Source organism: Streptomyces sp. Pv4-95, from assembly GCF_045782725.1.
In the GTDB taxonomy this organism is placed as follows: Bacteria; Actinomycetota; Actinomycetes; order Streptomycetales; family Streptomycetaceae; genus Streptomyces.
Genome location: NZ_CP127172.1, coordinates 6,549,528 through 6,565,600, shown reverse-complemented (window position 1 = coordinate 6,565,600; position 16,073 = coordinate 6,549,528). Strand labels below are relative to the sequence as shown.

Below are 16,073 nucleotides of genomic sequence, written 5' to 3'. Positions count from 1 at the left end.
CCGCCCGGCCACGAGGGCGGCCCCGGACCCGGGTTGCGGGCCGGGGCCGCCCTGCGTCAGCCGGACAGGCAGGTCGTCGGGGTGGCGTGGGCCGGGTCGAGGGCGTTGGCCGTTTCGTGGAAGGCGAGCCGGTCGAAGAGCCCGATGGCCACGTGCTCGGAGAAGTCGACGGCGCAGAGGTCCTGCAACAGGACGTTGCGCACGTCCGGGCCGTCGAGGAACTGCGTCCGGTAGGGCGTGACGACCTCGTCGTACCGGGTGGCGATGACGGTGTAGTGCACGCCAGGGACGGTGTCGCCGCCCTCGTTGAGCCGGTTGAGGGTGTCCGACCCGGCGATCTGGTCGGACAGTCCGGGGGTGAAGGCGTCGACGTAGTCCTTCGCCCCGGGGAACTGATCCAGCAGATCGGTCAGCCCGTTCACATCGGTGCCATGGTTGCTGGGTGCGAGCCCGACCAGTGCGTTCACCTTGTCCGCACCGCCGTGGAACTTGAGGTACACCCGCGGCATCATGCCGCCCTGGGAGTGCCCCACCAGATCGGCCTTGCGGGCCCCCGTGGCGCCCAGCACCCGGTCGACGTACGTGGCGAGTTGCCGTGCGGAGTCGTCCACCGCGCCCAGCCCGTGGAAGAACGGGACGCCGGGGAGCCGGCCGTAGTCCAGGGAGAAGACGCAGTAGCCGCGCGCCACCAGGTAGGGCGCGAGACCGAGCCAGTTGTCGACGGAGTTGCCGAAGGTGCCGTGCACCAGGACCACCGGCCGGGGGTGCGCGGCGGAGGGCTTGCAGGAGTAGTTGTTCCAGCCGCTGCTGACGGTGGCGTCGGCGGCGGCCGGGGTGGCCGTGGTGAGACCGAGGGCCAGGGCGAGGGCGGGAAGCAGGGTGAGCGTACGTGTCCAACGCAGCTTCATACGGTGCTCCTTGCGGGTGAGGGGTCTCCGAAGTGCCCGGTGAGCCGTTCACCTGCGATCCGGATCGCAAGGGCCAAGCTTGTTGACTGAAAGTTAAAGTTACGGCCGGGTAAGCAGCGAGGGCCAGCCGCGTGACGGTGAAGGAAGCAGCACACAACCCTCACCGGACGTCCGGGGTCCGCGCCGCGCCACCCGCCGTCCCGCACCGCGTACGCCGCGTCCGGCCGCATTGTCGGAGGGCTCCCGTAAAGTCGATCGCACGGTCGTCACGCTCGTGAGCGACCGGTGACCGAGGGGAGACTGCGGTGACGAAGGCGGATCTGGCGGGCCTCGACGAGATCTCGTCGGAGGCGGAGCTGCGCGAGCTGATCGGCGAACCGACCGCGCACGCCGCGAACAAGACCAGGGACCGGCTGCACGCCCTCGACCGCCAGTGGCTGGCCCGCTCCCCGTTCTGTCTGATCGCCACCGCGGATGCCCGAGGCCGTTGCGATGTCTCGCCCAAGGGCGACCCCGCGGGTTTCACCCATGTCCTGGACGACACCACCCTCGTGATCCCGGACCGCCCCGGCAACAGGCGCCTGGACGGCTTCGCGAACGTCCTCACCAATCCGTATGTCGGGCTGAACTACGTCGTGCCCGGACGCGGCGACACCCTCCGCATCAACGGCCGCGCGCGGCTGCTGCGGGACGCCCCGTTCTTCGACGACCTCGTGGTCCAGGGCAACCGGCCACGGCTCGCCCTGCTGGTGGAGATCGAGGAGCTCTTCTACCACTGCGCCAAGGCGTTCCTGCGCTCGCGGCTGTGGGAGCCGGAGACCTGGGAGCCGGACGCGCTGCCGTCGCGGGCGCGGATCGTCAAGGGCGTCGAGGCCCAGGACCTCCCGCTGGAAACCCTGGAGGAGCACTACGGCCCGCGGTACGCCGAGCGCCTCTACGGCTGAACGGCCCGGGGGCCCGGCCTGCCGGCCGGCCACGGTGGCTGCCGCCCGGTGCCGAGCTTCGCCGCCGGCCGGACCGCGGCGGTCCCGAAGCGGGCCCTGGCCCGGTCGACGGCGGCCTCGATGCGGTGCGCCTTGTCCTCCGCCGGGTCGAACATCAGCTGGCGGGTGGCGAGTTCGGCGCGGCACAGATCCTCCGCACGCAGCGCGACGGACCGTACCCGCGCCCGTTGCAGGCCGAGTGCGGCGTGCAGGGCGTAGGCCGTTTCGGTCAGCGTGGGCCCGTGCGCGGTCGGTTCGGCCAGCCGACGGGTGCGGGTCGTCACGGAGCGGTCGGCGTAGCGGACGGTGAGTGTGAGCGCACGGGCCGCCTGCCCGGTCGTCCGCAGCCGTGCCCCGAGGTCGTCGGCGAGGGAGAGCAGCGCCCGGCGGCGCCCCTCCGGGTCCAGTTCGTCGCGCACGAAACGGTGTTCCGCGCCCATCGAACGGGCGGAGGCGTTGGGCAGGACCGGCGTCGGGTCGATACCGCGGGCCCGCTCGTGCACGGCGCGGCCGGCCTTCGCGCCGAGGATCCGCTGCAGGGTCGCGGGCGGCGCGGCGGCGATCCGGCCGATGCTGTCGAGACCGTAGGCACACAGGGTGCGGGCGGTCGCGGGCCCCACTCCGGACAGCGCGGAGGCAGGCCGGCCGGCGAGGAACGCGGCGACGGATTCCCGGTCGCCGGGGACGGCCCGTATCTCTCCGGGCCCCGCCTCCTGGGCCGCCATCCTCGCGAGCAGCGGATTGGCGCCGATGCCGATCGTGCACCGCACGCCGTGCCACGCCAGAGCGCGCAGCCGCACCAGTTCGGCGATGCCCGCCGCGTCCCGGTCGAAGTAGCGCCGCGCCCCGCGGACATCGGCCAGCGCCGCGTCCGGCGGCAGCGCCTCGACCACCGGGGTGAACTGCGCCAGCAGGCCCAGGAGTTCCTCGTACACCTCGGCGCTCACGGCGGTGTCCGCGGCACCCCGGAAGCGCACATGGAGCATGCCGGGCGACCGTGGCGCGGCGGTGGCCGCCGACGGCACCGCGGGGTTCTCCTCGCCCGGTGGCGGCGTGGCGGACGGGTCCGGCGCGGGGCTCATCCCGCGCTCCCCGGGCTCGCGTGCCAGAGCTTGCGGACGGTGGCCGCGCGGGCCCCGGAGGGCTGGAGGCCGGTGTCCGGGGGAAGTCCGTGCCCGGTCTCCATCTGGATGGTGCGCCCCGGTGCGGCGGTCGTCGCGTCCGCCGGGTGCGCGCCGTCCGCGGCCCCGGGGGTGTGTGCCGCATCCGGGCGGTCCGCCGCGCCGGGGCCGGCCGGCTCCGCAGTGGGCCGGGGCCCCTCGGCGAGGCGCACGGTCACCGCCTCCAGGCCGCCCTGGCGGCGCAGTTCAGCCAGTTCGGCGAGGTTCCAGACGGCGCCGCCGAGCACGCTGAGGCTGCCCGTCCCGTGCCGGACCGTGCCGCGCACGAGCAGCAGCCAGGAGTGCAGGACGGTCTGCGCGCATGCCCCCTGACCGGGGTCCGCTGCCGGACCGCCCGGCCCGGGGGCGGCGTCGAGGAAGGCGCAGTCGATCAGACCGGTGCCGTCGTCGAGAGTGGTACGGACGAACCCGCGCCCCGAGCCGCCCGGCGGTGTCCGGGTGGCCGCCTTGGCCCCGGCGACCAGCACCGTCTCACCGTTCCTGGCCTGGTGCAGCATCGGGGCCTGCAGTGCGCCGAGCTCCGTGAGGAACTCCTGGTGGTCGGCGATCGGATGCCGGGAGACGCCCTTGCCGAGGGCGCCCAGTTCGGCGCTGAGCCGTTCGACGTCACCGAGGTCGGCGGGGGCGGGGAGCGCCGGGCATCCCGGCTGTCCGGGCCCGCGCCGGTCCAGCTCGGCGATGTGCAGCAGCAGATCGCGCCGGTTCGCGCCGAAGGCGTCCAACGCCCCCACCCGGGCCAGGCGTTCGGCCACGGGGTGGCCAGGCCGGGCCCGCTGCCAGAGGTCCTGGAGCGAGAGGTAGGGCCGGCCCGCCTCGATCCGCTGCGCCTCGGCCGCGCTCATGCCGTGCACCTCGAAGAGCGCGAGCCGGAGCCCCCAGACGGCGACCCCCGACATCGAACCGGACACCAGTTCGATCCGATGAGTCACGGAGGACCGGTTCACGTCCACCGCCAGCACCGGCACGCCGCGGCGCCGCGCATCCGCGAGCAGCAGCCGCTTCGGATACCTCCCGGGGTCGTGGGTGAGCAGCCCGGCGTAGAAGGCCGCGGGGTGGTGCGCCTTGAGCCAGGCGGACTGGTGGACGGGTACGGCGAAGGCGACCGCGTGCGCCTTGGAGACGTCGTACGCGCCGAATTCCGCCACGCTCCGCCATGCCTGCGCGATCGCCTCGGGTGCGTATCCGCGCCGCTCGGCACGCGCCGCGAACCACGCGCGCACGCGACTGCGCCCTTCCGGATGCGCCGAGGCGCGCCGCTTCGCTTCGGCCTCCTCCCACGTGCAGCCGGTCATGATCCGCAGCGTCTCGATGAGCTGCTCCCGGAAGACCATGACGCCGTAGGTCCCGCGCAGCGTCTCCGCCAGGTCGGGGTGCGCGGGGCGGGCCGCCCGCCGGCCGTGCCGCGCCTCGACGAGCGACTGCGCCGCGTCACCGGCGGCCGGCCCGGGGCGGTGGAGCGCGACGGCGAGCACCAGATCGTCGATGCTGTCCGGCTGCAGCTGTCCGATCAGCTCGCGCCCGCCCGGCGCTTCGATCCGGGGGCAGCCGAGGGTGTCGGTGGAACGGATCAGTTCGTAGGTGTCGGGGTCGTCCGGCGGCACCTGCGCCGGGTCGTCCAGGTCGGGGCGGCGCCCGGTGGCCCGGCCGATCTCGGCGACCGCGTGCGCGATCGCGGACTGCGCCCGCACTCCCCGCACATCGAGCATGAGCAGCCCGAGGTCCGCGGCGTCCGCCGGGTCGAAGGGGGACAGCGGCAACGGGACGGCCCCCGCTCCGCCCCGCTCCGGGGCGGCTGCGGCGCCGGCCGGCAGGACGGGCGTACGGTCCAGCAGCGAGGCGCCGGAGAGCAGCACCCCGCTCGGGTGCACGGCGCGGCCGCGCGGCAGCCCGTCCAGTGCCTCGACCAGCTCCCACAGCCGCTCGCCGCCCGCTTCCCGCGCCCCGCGCAGCTCCGGGAGTCCGGAGAGCGCCGTCCGGGCCTCGCGGGGCGGGACACGCGGGAAGGCCGAAGCCAGCCGGTCCACCAGTTCCGGGGGCGCGCCCAGGGCGGCACCGACGTCCTGTACGGCATGCCGTACCCGGTAGGTCTCGGGCATCGAGACCGCGGCGACCCGCTCCGCGCCGAAGCGGTCGAGGAGCGCCCGGAGGGCCGCCGGCCGACGGGCGGATTCGACGTCGATGCCGATGGCGGGCGGTCCCGCCTGCCGTTCGGACAGGAAGCGCTCCGCCGACAGCCCGTACGCGACGGGGTCGGTGTGTGCGATACCCAGGAGGTGGTTGACCAGAGATGCGGCGCCGTCCCCCCGGGCTGCGTATCGGATGTCCAGCTGCCTCATGGAATCGACGGCATGAGCGGCCGTCAGGAAGTGCGCAGGGAGGCCGCGCCGTTCGATCACCCGAAGTTCGTCGTGCAGCCGCGCCCAGCGCTCGCGGTCCCGGCCGTAGCCGCGCAACAGCATCCCGGCGGCACAGCGCGAGCGCAGCATCCGGGCGGCCGTGCGGCGCCGGGCACCGGCCGGCCGGGGTTCGGGGACGTGGGCCCGTCCGAGCCCGAGGTCCCGTGCCGGATCGACCCGGCACTCCCCCGCGGCCTCCTCCGTCATGGTGAGAAGGCGGTGGGCGAGGTCGCGCCGGAAGCCGGCCGCCTCGGCGATCCGGTCGGCGGCCCCGCTCATGGCGGCGGCGTCCTTGAGCCACCGTTCGCCGCTGTCCCGGCCCTCCGGGCGGCGGTCCACGGGCACCGTCCGGCGGACGGCGTCCAGGACGTCGGCGACGGGGCCCTGCCCCGGGTCGGCGTAGCGGACCGCATTGGTCAGGACGGCGCGCAGGCCCTGGGTGACGGCGAAGCCGAGAGTGCGGGCGGCCAGCCGCCGGGACCCGGGGCCGTCGCCGTTCCGCCCGTGGTCGACGACCTCCAGGCGGAGCGCCTCGCCGTACCGCTCGCGCCAGGGGGCGACGAGCCGGGCGGCGCGGTCCGGGCGGCCCGCGGCCAGCGCCCTGCCGACCTCGGAGTCCGGCCCGAGCAGGACGCTCAGACCGGCCGGGGCGGACTCCAGGGCACTCCACGGGAGGACCGGCCGCTCGGGCCGCTCGGCGTGGGCGGCCGAGACCAGGCGGCACAGGGCCGCCCAGCCGGCCGCTCCGTCGCGCGCGAGGAAGACGGCGCGGGAGGCGGCCGCCGGAGCGCGCTCGGGGGCGGCGCCCAGGGGCGGCGATTCGCCTTCCCGCACGGCCAGTTCGGTGCCGAAGAGCGGGCGGACACCGGCCTCGGCGGCCGCCTTGGCGAACCGCAGGGCTCCGGTGAGGCCGTCCCGGTCGGTCAGCGCGAGGGCGTCCATACCGCGTTCGGCGGCGCGCTCGGCGAGGCGCTCCGGGCGGGAGGCGCCGTAGCGCGAGGAGAACGCCGAAGCGGTGTGCAGATGCGTGAACCCCGGCATCCGCACCTCCTGCACCTCATCGGCCCCCTGGCTATCCCCGAGTCCCTCGTTTACCTCTCCACCATAACCCCTAGCTCGAACATTCGTACGAACGAAAGGAAGCGGGCCCCGAGGGGGCACCCCTATCCCTTCACCCCCGTGACCTCCCCTTCCTTCCGTCAATCGGCCCCACCCGATCTGCGCCGCCTCAGGACCGAACGGAAGATATGGACCACAACGCCCGGGATCATCACGGCACGACCCCCGTACGGGGCAAGGAGCGCGCATGGCCACCACGGACGACGGCACCCCCACCACCCTCCTGGCGGAGGTGAAGAGCGCGGTGACCGCCCGGGCCGCACTGCTGGTGACCGGTGTCCTGGGACTGATGATCGCGTTCATCACGTCGTACACCGGCGCCTTCCACCACCCCCAGCCGCGGGATGTACCGCTCGCCGTGGTCGCTCCCCCGCAGACCGCAGGACAGCTGGCCGGGAAGCTGGACCGGCTGCCCGGGTCCCCCCTTGACCCGCGCACCTCGCCCTCGGAGGCGGAGGCACTGCGGCAGCTCCAGGACCGCAAGATCGACGGGGCGCTGATCGTGGATCCGCGCGGCAGCACCGACCGGCTGCTGGTCGCGAGCGGCGGCGGCGCCTCGCTGTCCCAGGCGGTCGAGCAGGTGATCAGGGCGGCGGAGAAGGAACAGCGGCGCACCGTACGCACCGTGGACGCGACACCGGCAGACGCGGGCGACAGCCGCAGCCTGTCGTCGTTCTACCTCGTCGTGGGCTGGTGCGTCGGCGGCTATCTGTGCGCCGCGGTCCTCGCCATCAGCGCCGGGGCCCGGCCCGCCAACGGGCAGCGGGCGGTCATCCGGCTGACCGTGCTGGCGCTCTACTCGATCCTCGCGGGCCTGGCCGGCGCGATCATCGTGGGACCCGTGCTGGCCGCGCTGCCGGGCAGCATCCTCGGGATGTGGGGGCTGGGCGCCCTGGTCGTCTTCGCGGTGGGAGCCACCACCCTGGCCTTCCAGGGGCTACTGGGCATCGTCGGCATCGGCCTGGCGATCCTGGTGATCGTGATCCTGGGCAACCCCAGTGCGGGCGGCGCCTATCCCTATCCGCTGCTGCCGCCGTTCTGGCAGGCCATCGGACCGGCGCTGCCACCGGGCGCGGGCACCTGGTCGGCCCGCTCGATCGCGTACTTCCGGGGCAACGCGACGACCGGACCGCTGCTGGTGCTCTCCGCGTGGGCCGTGGGCGGCACCGTGATCACCCTCGTGCTCGCGACGCTCCACCGGAAGAACACCGCCAAGAGCTCCGACGGGGAACGGCTACCGGCCTGAACCGGCCGACGGGACGTCCGCGGGCGCGGCACCTCAGGGCGCCGCGCCCGCGGACGTCCACCCGTTCACATATGCGTGCCGCCATCGATCCGGATCTCCGTACCGGTGATGAACGCGCCGTCCTGCGAGGCGAGCATGGCGATGACACCGGCGACCGTCTCCGGGCCCGCGAAGCCCTCGCCGATGGCCGGCATCAGCTTCCCGAACAGACTCATGTCCGCGTCCTCGGGCAGGCCCGGGTCGACGGTCATCCCCGAGCGGATGGAGCCCGGCGCCACACACACGGCGCGCAGCCCCCGCTTGCTGTACTCGCTCGCGATGGCGTGGGTCAGCGACTGCACTCCTCCCTTGCTCGCCGCGTACGCCGCCATGTACGGGTGCGCGAACGAGGCGGAGGTGGAGCTGAAGTTGACCACTACCGGCGCCGAGCCCTCCAGCAGCGCGGGCAGTGCCTCCCGGATCATCAGGAACGTGCCGGTCAGATTGACCGCGAGGATCTTGTTGAAGAAGTCCAGGCCGGTCTCATGGGTGTGCGAGGAGCGCAGGATGCCTGCCGCGTTCACCAGGACGTCCAGGCCGCCCAGTCCGGACACCGCGGCGGCGACCGCGGCCCGGACGGCCGCCTCGTCGGATATGTCCAGCACCGCCGTCTCCAGCCGGTCGCCGGCGCCGTCCGCGGCGGCCCGTTCCGCGGTGGCCCGCAGGCCGTCCGCGTCGACATCCGCCGCCACCACCCGGCCGCCCTCGGCGAGGATCCGGTGGACGGTGGCCCGGCCGATGCCCGAGCCGGCTCCGGTGATCAGGGCGCGGCGTCCGTCAAAGCGGTTCATGGTGCTCCGTCCTAGGTCGGGATACGACGACGGCACGGTACGCCGCTTTGGCACAACGTGCCACATTCACATGATGCGCCTATCTGACGCAGCGCTCCGTAAGCTGGGCCCATGCCCACCGCACCGCGCCCCGCCACTCCCTCCCGCCTCTCCCGCCCCTCCCTCACCGAGCGGCGCAAGGCCGAGACCCAGCTGGAGATCGCCCGTACCGCGGCGGCCCTGTTCGCCGAGCGCGGCGCCGCCGTCACCGCCGAGGAGATCGCCCGCACCGCCGGCGTCGCGCTGCGCACCTTCTACCGCTACTTCCGGACCAAGGAGGACGCGGTGGCGCCGCTCCTGGCCGTCGGGGTCCGGGAGTGGATCGACGATCTGGCCACGGCGGCCGCCGGGCCGGACGCACCGCCGGCGCGGGCCGCGCTGGAGCGGGCCGCGCGACAGGCCCTGACCCCCGCGGACGCACCGGCCGAGGAGGCGCTGCACTGGACCCGCGGACTCCTGCGGGCGATGCCGGGCGACCCCGCGCTGCGCGCCGTCTGGCACCGGGTGCACCACGACTCCGAGGAGGCACTGATGCCGGTCCTGGCCAAGCTGACCGGCGCCGGCCCGCTGGAGTTACGACTGGCCGCGGCCGCCGCGAACACCGCGATGCGGGTGGCGGTCGAGGAGTGGGCCGCGGGCGACGCGCCTGCGGACGGCCCCCACGGGCCCGCGGAGCTGGCGGGACGCGGCCTGCACGCCCTCACGGCGGGCCTGCCGGAGCTGGACCGGCGCAAGGAGTAGCGCGCCCGGCCCCCTGCGAGGACACCGCACGCACCCTCCGGAGCGCCTCGGGGCGCACGGAGGGTTTCCGTCTCTTTGCCGCCGCCGGGCATGGAATCGATACGGAGGGGTACTCCGGCCCGCTCTTCGGCCAATCGGCGGAGATCGATACCCGCCCGAACGACCGGTCGGCGGCCGGATTCACTCCTTCCATGCCCGGTCTACGCGCGTCCCATCACGCCGTCGAGGGCCGCATCTCCGCAGGTAGGGCACCATAACGTCACACCCCCTTCACATCTCCACCGTGACGTTCTCGCCATTACTCACCGCTTTCACCCAACGACTCAAAGTGGTCGCCCGGCGTGCGTTCAAGGTGCCCTTGGGTCAGACTCCCGTCCGGTATCTGCACCTTCGACCAAAGGAGTGTTCGTCATGCGGTACATCACTGGGGGAATCGCGCTCGGCGCGGCGCTGGTTCTCGGCGCACTGGCCACCACCGCACAGGCCGCCGCACCGGCGCAGCCCGCGCGGAGCGGTGGGCTCTACGCCCCGACGGCTCTGGTTCTGACCGTCGGCCAGGGCGAGAGCCGGGCGACTGCCACAGTGCAGCGCGCGGTCACGCTCACCTGTACGCCCAGCGCGACCGGCAGCCACCCGAACCCGCGAGCCGCCTGCGCCCAGCTGCGCTCCGCCGCCGGGGACTTCACCCAGATCACCGGCACCACGGCCGATCGACTGTGCACCAAGGAGTGGGACCCCGTCGTGGTCACCGCGGACGGCGTCTGGGAAGGCCGCCGGGTGTCCCACAGCTACACCTACGCCAACCCCTGCGCGATGAACGGCAGCAGGGGCTCGGTCTTCGAGTTCTGACGGAGCGGTCCGCACTCCCCGGGCGCCACCACGGTGTCCGGGGTCCGATCCCCGGGCGCCGGACGGCGGCGCCCGGGGATCGTCGCGTGCGGCACGCGCACGGCTCCTAAGCTCGGGGTCATGGCCGATCACCACACAACTGATATGCCGAGCAAGACTTCTGACGAGGCGCCAGTTCCGCACCGCACGGAGGCCGTCGCCGTCCTCTCCGACATCCACGGCGTGTTGCCGGCGCTGGAAGCCGTGCTGGAGGAGCCGGACGTACGCACCGCCCGGCACGTCGTCCTGACCGGCGATCTGCTCGCCGGGCCGCTCCCCCGGCAGACCTTCGAGCGGCTGCGGGCCCTCGGCGAGCGCGCGGTGTGGATCAGCGGCAACGCCGACCGCGAGCTGACGGCCGGACGACCGGACGCGGCCGCCGACGAGGTCAGCGCCTGGGCGGCCGGGCAACTCCTCCCACGGGAGAAGGACTTCCTGCGCTCCCTGCCCGCCACCGTCACCCGCGAGGTGGCAGGTCTGGGGCCGGTCCTCTTCTGTCACGCCACACCGCGTGACGACGAGGAGATGGTGCTGGTCGACTCGCGGCCGGAGCGCTGGGCCGAGGTTTTGGAAGGGGTGCCCGACGCCGTACGCACGGTGGTCTGCGGGCACACCCATGTGCCGTTCGTCCGTTTCACGCACGGCCGGCTGGTGGTCAATCCGGGCAGCGTCGGGATGCCGTACGGCCGACCGGGCGCGCACTGGGCGCTGCTCGGGCCCGAAGGTGGCGCGGTCACCCTGCGGCACACCCCCTTCGACCACGACGCGGCCTGCGACCGGATCGACCGGGAGTCGGGCTTCCCGGCGGCGGCCGAGTGGGCGAACACCTACGTCCGGGCCCGGCATTCCGCCGAGGAGGCGCTGGCCGCGTTCGGCCCCGGGGACGGGCGGCCGGCGGGGAACGCGGAGTGAGAGCGCGGAACGGCACCGGCCCCCGGACGCCGAAGCGTTCCGGGGGCCGGTGCCGGTGCCGGTCGGGGCGTGGCCCTTCGGCGCCGTGCGGTGCGGGTCAGCCGATCTGCGCGCCGTAGGCCTCCAGGGCCTCGGGCACCGGCTGGAAGAAGGTCTCGCCGCCCGAGGAGCAGTCGCCGCTGCCGCCGGAGGTCAGGCCGAGCGCGGTCTCGCCGTCGAAGAGCGCGCCGCCACTGTCACCGGGCTCGGCGCAGACGTCGGTCTGGATCAGACCGTCGACGGTGCCCTCCTGGTAGTTGACGCTGGCGTTCAGCGCCTTGACCGTGCCGTCGTGCAGCTGGGTGGTGCTGCCGCTGCGCTGCACCTTCTGCCCCACGGTGGCGTCCCCGGCCTTGGTGATCTTCTGGGTGCTGCCGTTGTAGAGGTCCACCTCGCTCGGGTGCGCGGTGTCGCCGGTGTACTTGGCGATGGCGTAGTCGTTGCCCGGGAAGCTCGACTCCTCGGTGGTCGCGACCTCCGAGCCGCCCTGCTGGTCGGACCAGCTCTGCACGGCGTTGCCGCAGTGTCCGGCGGTCAGGAAGTACGGCTGGCCGTCCTTGACGACGTTGAAGCCGAGCGAGCAGCGCGATCCGCTCCCCCAGATCGCGTCGCCGCCTGCGATGAAGCGCTTGAACTCGCCCTTGGTGTGCCGGAGTTCGACCTTGTCGCCGAGGCTCTCGGTGACCTTGGTGAGCCGGTCGAGCTTGGCGCCCTTGACCGTGCGGTCGGCGGTCACCACGACCTTGTTGGTCTGCGGGTCGACACCCCAGGAGGTGCCCGGGATGGTCGCCTTCGTCTTGAGCGTCTGGCGGGCCGAGTCGAGCTGGGCGAGCGTGTGGCGGACGAGTCTCGCCTCCGCACCCTTGGCCCGTACGGCCTTGGCCGCGGTCTCGTTCACGACGTTGACCACCAGCTTCTTGGCCTTGGCGTCATAGAACGCGCCGACCGTGCCGGTCTTGAGATGCGACGCCAGCGTGGTGGCGGCGGTGGAGGTCAGCTTGGCCACGGTGGGGGTGGCCGGGGTCGCGTTGGCATTGGCCAGGGTGATGGTGGCGGTGGCCGCGAGGGCCAGCGCTCCGGCACCTGCCATGAGGGCGCGTCGCTTGGGTATGCGTCGGTGCTTCAACTCAAAGCCTCCGTGGGGGGAAGAGCCCGCTGTGTGGGGAATCACGCGGGCCCGGAGAGTGTGGGACTTCGAGACACGAACGGGTCACCCCCGTATAGCGACCTCGGGGAGTCGCGTCCATGCCAACGTGCGGAGCCGAGTATTCCCATCGCACACACTCGTGCACAAGACCGAGTTCCGGTCTTGGGTCCGGTAGTTCACCGCTTCTTCACATCGCGGTCACACCGATATCCGCGCACGGGGATCCTGACTGCGGACATCAGGCGCCACATGACGCACTCGACACCCAGAAATGTGTGAGGACCACACCTGACCGGAAACCATCCGTACGTTCCCGGAAGCAGCGCCCACCGGCCGGGCAACCGTTCCGGCCCGCTCGGCATCGACCGCCCGCCGCCGCTGGGCGGTCACACAATGACGAGGGAGCGCCGGGAGCCACCAGGACAGCGAAGAGGGGGCGGCGATCACGCCGCCCCCATGACCGTAGGACGCGCCCCCGGCTCCCTGCGCCCCCGCCCTACGTCAGGTTCTCCGCCTCCGGGAGGTCCTCCAGCTCGGGCGGGAGCGAGCCGCCGAAGCCGTTCTCGTCGGCCGCGCGCGACCGCGTGGCGGGGGCGGCACCCATCGCGGAAGTCGGCGTCATGGCCGGGGCCTGCTTCACGGTGGGAGCCGGGCGCCGCGCACCCCGCTCCGCCTCGACCTGCTCGGTCTCCGCCTGGGTCTGCTCGGTCTGCGCCTGGGCCTGCAGCCCCGAGCGTTCCAGGAAGCGCAGCAGCTCCACCGGGAAGGGCAGCACGAGGGTGGAGTTCTTCTCCGCCGCCACCGCGACGACGGTCTGCAGCAGCCGCAATTGCAGCGCCGCGGGCTGGTCGGACATCGCCTGCGCCGCCTCGGCCAGCTTCTTCGACGCCTGGAGTTCGGCGTCGGCGTTGATCACCCGGGCGCGCCGGTCACGGGTGGCCTCGGCCTGCCGGGCCATCGACCGTTTCATCGTCTCCGGCAGCGAGACGTCCTTGATCTCGACCCGGTCGATCCGTACGCCCCAGCCCAGTGCCGGGCTGTCGATCATCACCGCGAGGCCCTCGTTGAGCTTTTCGCGGTTGGAGAGCAGATCGTCCAGATCGCTCTTGCCGATGATGGAGCGCAGCGAGGTCTGGGCGACCTGGGAGACCGCGAAGCGGTAGTCCTCGACCTCGATGACCGCGTCGGCGGCGTCCACGACCTTGAAATAGACCACCGCGTCGACCCGGACGGTCACGTTGTCGCGGGTGATGCCCTCCTGGGCCGGCACCGGCATCGTGACGATCTGCATGTTGACCTTGCGCAGCCGGTCCACGCCCGGAACGATCATGGTGAAGCCCGGCGAGCGCACCTCGGACGCCAGCCGCCCCAGCCGCAGCACCACACCGCGTTCGTACTGTTTGACCACACGTGCCGCCGATATGAGGTACACGGCGCCCACCGACGCCAGCGCCACTCCGGCCGTCACCAGTTCTTCGACCATCACGGACCCCTGACCTGTGCCACTGTCGCCCGATTACCTCGCATTACCCATGGTATGCCCGGTTTCTCGGGACGGACGAGGGTCGCCCGGCACGGCAAGGCCCTCGTCCGCCGGCGGACGAGGGCCCTTCTGCCACCGGGCCGCGCGACCCGGTCGATCCGTACGGAAGTCAGCCGGTCAGTAGACGCTCACGCCGTATGCGCTGAGCGCCTCGGTGACGGGCTGGAAGAACGTGGTGCCACCGGAGGTGCAGTCGCCGCTGCCGCCGGAGGTGAGGCCGAGGGCCTTCGTCCCGGCGTAGAGCGGGCCGCCGCTGTCGCCGGGCTCGGCGCACACGGTGGTCTGGATGAGGCCGGAGACGATGTCGCCGCCGCCGTAGTTCACGGTGGCGTTCAGCGCGGTGACCTTGCCGCTGTGGATGCCGGTCGTGGAACCGCGGCGGGTGACCGACTGGCCCACGGTCGGGTTGCCGGCACTGGTGATGTCCTGGCTGCCGACCGTCCCGGCGTGCGCGACGGAGGAGGTGTACTTCACGATGCCGTAGTCGTTGCCGGGGAAGCTGGATCCGGTGGTCGGGCCGATGCTCGTGGTGTGCGCCGAGTTGGAGTACCACGGCGGGTTCCCGTCGGTGCAGTGACCGGCCGTCAGCAGGTAGTACGTGCTGCCACTGCGGACGTTGAAGCCGAGCGAGCAGCGCCAGCTGGGGGCGTAGATGGCGTCGCCGCCGGATATGAGCTTGCGGAAGGTGCCCGCGGTGCGCTCGATGCGGACCGCACCGGCGTTGCCGCCCGCGGCCTGCTCGATCTTGGCGATCTCGGCCTGCGAGACGGTGCTGTCGGCCGTGACGACGAGCTCGTTGGCGGCCTTGTCGACCCGCCAGGCGGTGCCCGCGACGTCCGCGGTGCGGACCGCGTTACCGGCCGCGGAGAGCTGGGTGGCGCTGTACGCCTGGTCGGGAGCGGGGTTCTGTGCGTTGGCGGTGGGGATGGCGACGGCTCCGATGGCCACCAGTCCGGACGCCACGGCGATCAGCCGGGTGCGTCTCGCTACGCCGCTGCGGGGGGTGGTGCGCTCGTTCCTCACGTGATTCCTCCGAGGGGATCGTGGGGCCACCTGTAGGCGGCCCGTGAGGCGCAGCCGAAGGGCAGGCAAGAATCCGCACGTTCATTTTCTGCGTGCCCCTGACAAGCGCTGGTCGGGAGTCTCGGGTCCACCACCCCCACCGCGCAAGAGGGCCTCACGAATGTCTCGTGCGAGATACCCGGTGACCGACCGCCGCGAGCACGCGGCGCACCGCCCCGGCAGCCTCCCTCGCGGCTTCCGGGGCGGTGTCCGACCTCGCGGTCGGCGCTTGGACGAATCAGCGGGTGAGGCGGTTGCGCTCACCGGCCCGCAGGGCGAACGGCAGGGTGTTGCCGGGCGGCGGGAAGGGGCACAGGAAATGGTCGGCGAAGGCGCACGGCGGCAGCAGGGTGCGGTTGAAGTCGACGGTGACCGTGCCGTCCTCGGCGGGCGCGGGCGGCCGCAGGAAGCGGAAGCGGTAGCTCTCGTCGCCGCTGGTCGCGTCCGCGATCACCGCCCACAGGGAGCCGTCGCCCTCGACCGCGACCTCCAGCGTGTGCTCGTCGCCTTCGAGGGTGAAGGCCAGCTCGCCCGCCAGACCGAGGCCACGCTGCTGCCCGTCGGCATTGGGCACCCGGACGGTACGCCCCTGCGCGTACGGGCGGAACAGACCGGGCCGCACCCAGTCATCGTCGTGCGGGTAGACATCGATCCCGGTGAAGGCGCGGCGGGCCTCGGCCTGCGGGTCGAAGTCCCGTACCGCCCACACTCCCTCGCGGCGGAACACGAGCAGATGCCGCTCCCCCTGCGTCACTCTGGTGCGGTCGGGTGCCGTGTCCTGGTCGAGCCGGATTTCGCCGTCCAGCGGCTTGCCGTCGACGGTGAGGCCGTCGGAGGCGGAGGCCCGCAGCAGGACGTGATCGCCCTCCTCGGTCCAGGTGCCCGGCAGGCCCTCGACACGGCCGCCGGGGTGGTCGCTGAGCCAGTGGGTGCCGGTCAGCGCGAGCGGGCCGTACGGCCGGGAGACCGTCGCGACGCGCCGGTCGTGCCACTCCTGCCACTCCTGTGCGGGGGAACTGCTCATGACGGTCACCTTTTC

General features: G+C 73.0%; 13 protein-coding genes. 5 read left to right on the top strand and 8 right to left on the bottom strand.

From position 1 onward, the window contains the following. Positions 1 to 56 precede the first annotated feature (56 nt). Positions 57 to 908 (bottom strand): esterase/lipase family protein, encoded by an 852-nt coding sequence (locus tag QOM21_RS28710; protein ID WP_407553880.1) that lies wholly within the window; start codon positions 906 to 908, stop codon positions 57 to 59. Between the two features lie 305 nt (positions 909 to 1,213). On the opposite strand from QOM21_RS28710, the gene QOM21_RS28705 reads away from it, so the two are divergent. After that, a complete protein-coding gene (locus tag QOM21_RS28705) occupies positions 1,214 to 1,852 on the top strand; it encodes a pyridoxamine 5'-phosphate oxidase family protein (RefSeq protein WP_407553879.1) in 639 nt (212 codons plus the stop codon). Here QOM21_RS28705 and QOM21_RS28700 read toward each other — a convergent pair. After that, positions 1,843 to 2,973: a DNA polymerase thumb domain-containing protein gene (locus QOM21_RS28700; protein ID WP_407553878.1), complete on the bottom strand. Its 1,131-nt coding sequence runs from the start codon at positions 2,971 to 2,973 to the stop codon at positions 1,843 to 1,845. The two genes, QOM21_RS28705 and QOM21_RS28700, sit on opposite strands and share 10 nt — an antisense overlap. Continuing rightward, positions 2,970 to 6,509: a PHP domain-containing protein gene (locus QOM21_RS28695; protein ID WP_407553877.1), complete on the bottom strand. Its 3,540-nt coding sequence runs from the start codon at positions 6,507 to 6,509 to the stop codon at positions 2,970 to 2,972. The genes QOM21_RS28700 and QOM21_RS28695 overlap by 4 nt, the downstream gene beginning before the upstream one ends. A gap of 265 nt (positions 6,510 to 6,774) precedes the next feature. Here QOM21_RS28695 and QOM21_RS28690 point away from each other — a divergent pair, with 265 nt between their 5' ends. Then, positions 6,775 to 7,833 (top strand): DUF3533 domain-containing protein, encoded by a 1,059-nt coding sequence (locus QOM21_RS28690; protein ID WP_407553876.1) that lies wholly within the window; start codon positions 6,775 to 6,777, stop codon positions 7,831 to 7,833. Positions 7,834 to 7,898: 65 nt separating this feature from the next. On the opposite strand, the gene QOM21_RS28685 is transcribed toward QOM21_RS28690, so the two are convergent. Further along, positions 7,899 to 8,663: an SDR family NAD(P)-dependent oxidoreductase gene (locus QOM21_RS28685; RefSeq protein WP_407553875.1), complete on the bottom strand. Its 765-nt coding sequence runs from the start codon at positions 8,661 to 8,663 to the stop codon at positions 7,899 to 7,901. A 111-nt stretch (positions 8,664 to 8,774) separates the two neighbouring features. Here QOM21_RS28685 and QOM21_RS28680 point away from each other — a divergent pair, with 111 nt between their 5' ends. From QOM21_RS28680 to QOM21_RS28670, 3 genes are all read left to right on the top strand, one after another. Next, positions 8,775 to 9,443, top strand: a complete 669-nt coding sequence (locus QOM21_RS28680; RefSeq protein WP_407553874.1) for a TetR/AcrR family transcriptional regulator — start codon at positions 8,775 to 8,777, stop codon at positions 9,441 to 9,443. A gap of 411 nt (positions 9,444 to 9,854) precedes the next feature. After that, positions 9,855 to 10,292 (top strand): subtilase-type protease inhibitor, encoded by a 438-nt coding sequence (locus QOM21_RS28675; protein WP_393894457.1) that lies wholly within the window; start codon positions 9,855 to 9,857, stop codon positions 10,290 to 10,292. 144 nt (positions 10,293 to 10,436) lie between these two features. Further along, a complete protein-coding gene (locus QOM21_RS28670) occupies positions 10,437 to 11,243 on the top strand; it encodes a metallophosphoesterase family protein (RefSeq protein ID WP_407555888.1) in 807 nt (268 codons plus the stop codon). 97 nt (positions 11,244 to 11,340) lie between these two features. Here the strand turns inward: QOM21_RS28670 and QOM21_RS28665 are convergent, their stop codons facing one another. The 4 genes from QOM21_RS28665 to QOM21_RS28650 all read right to left on the bottom strand — a co-directional run bounded on the left by QOM21_RS28665 (position 11,341) and on the right by QOM21_RS28650 (position 16,058). Further along, positions 11,341 to 12,408, bottom strand: a complete 1,068-nt coding sequence (locus QOM21_RS28665; protein WP_407553873.1) for a S1 family peptidase — start codon at positions 12,406 to 12,408, stop codon at positions 11,341 to 11,343. 517 nt (positions 12,409 to 12,925) lie between these two features. Continuing rightward, complete coding sequence (locus tag QOM21_RS28660; RefSeq protein WP_407553872.1) at positions 12,926 to 13,912, bottom strand: slipin family protein; 987 nt, start codon at positions 13,910 to 13,912, stop codon at positions 12,926 to 12,928. A gap of 177 nt (positions 13,913 to 14,089) precedes the next feature. Continuing rightward, positions 14,090 to 14,995 carry a S1 family peptidase gene (locus tag QOM21_RS28655; RefSeq protein ID WP_407553871.1) on the bottom strand — a complete coding sequence of 302 codons (906 nt, stop codon included), beginning with the start codon at positions 14,993 to 14,995 and terminating at the stop codon, positions 14,090 to 14,092. Between the two features lie 277 nt (positions 14,996 to 15,272). Next, entirely contained in the window at positions 15,273 to 16,058 is a 786-nt protein-coding gene (locus QOM21_RS28650) for a DUF1684 domain-containing protein (protein ID WP_407553870.1), read from the bottom strand. Positions 16,059 to 16,073 lie beyond the last annotated feature (15 nt).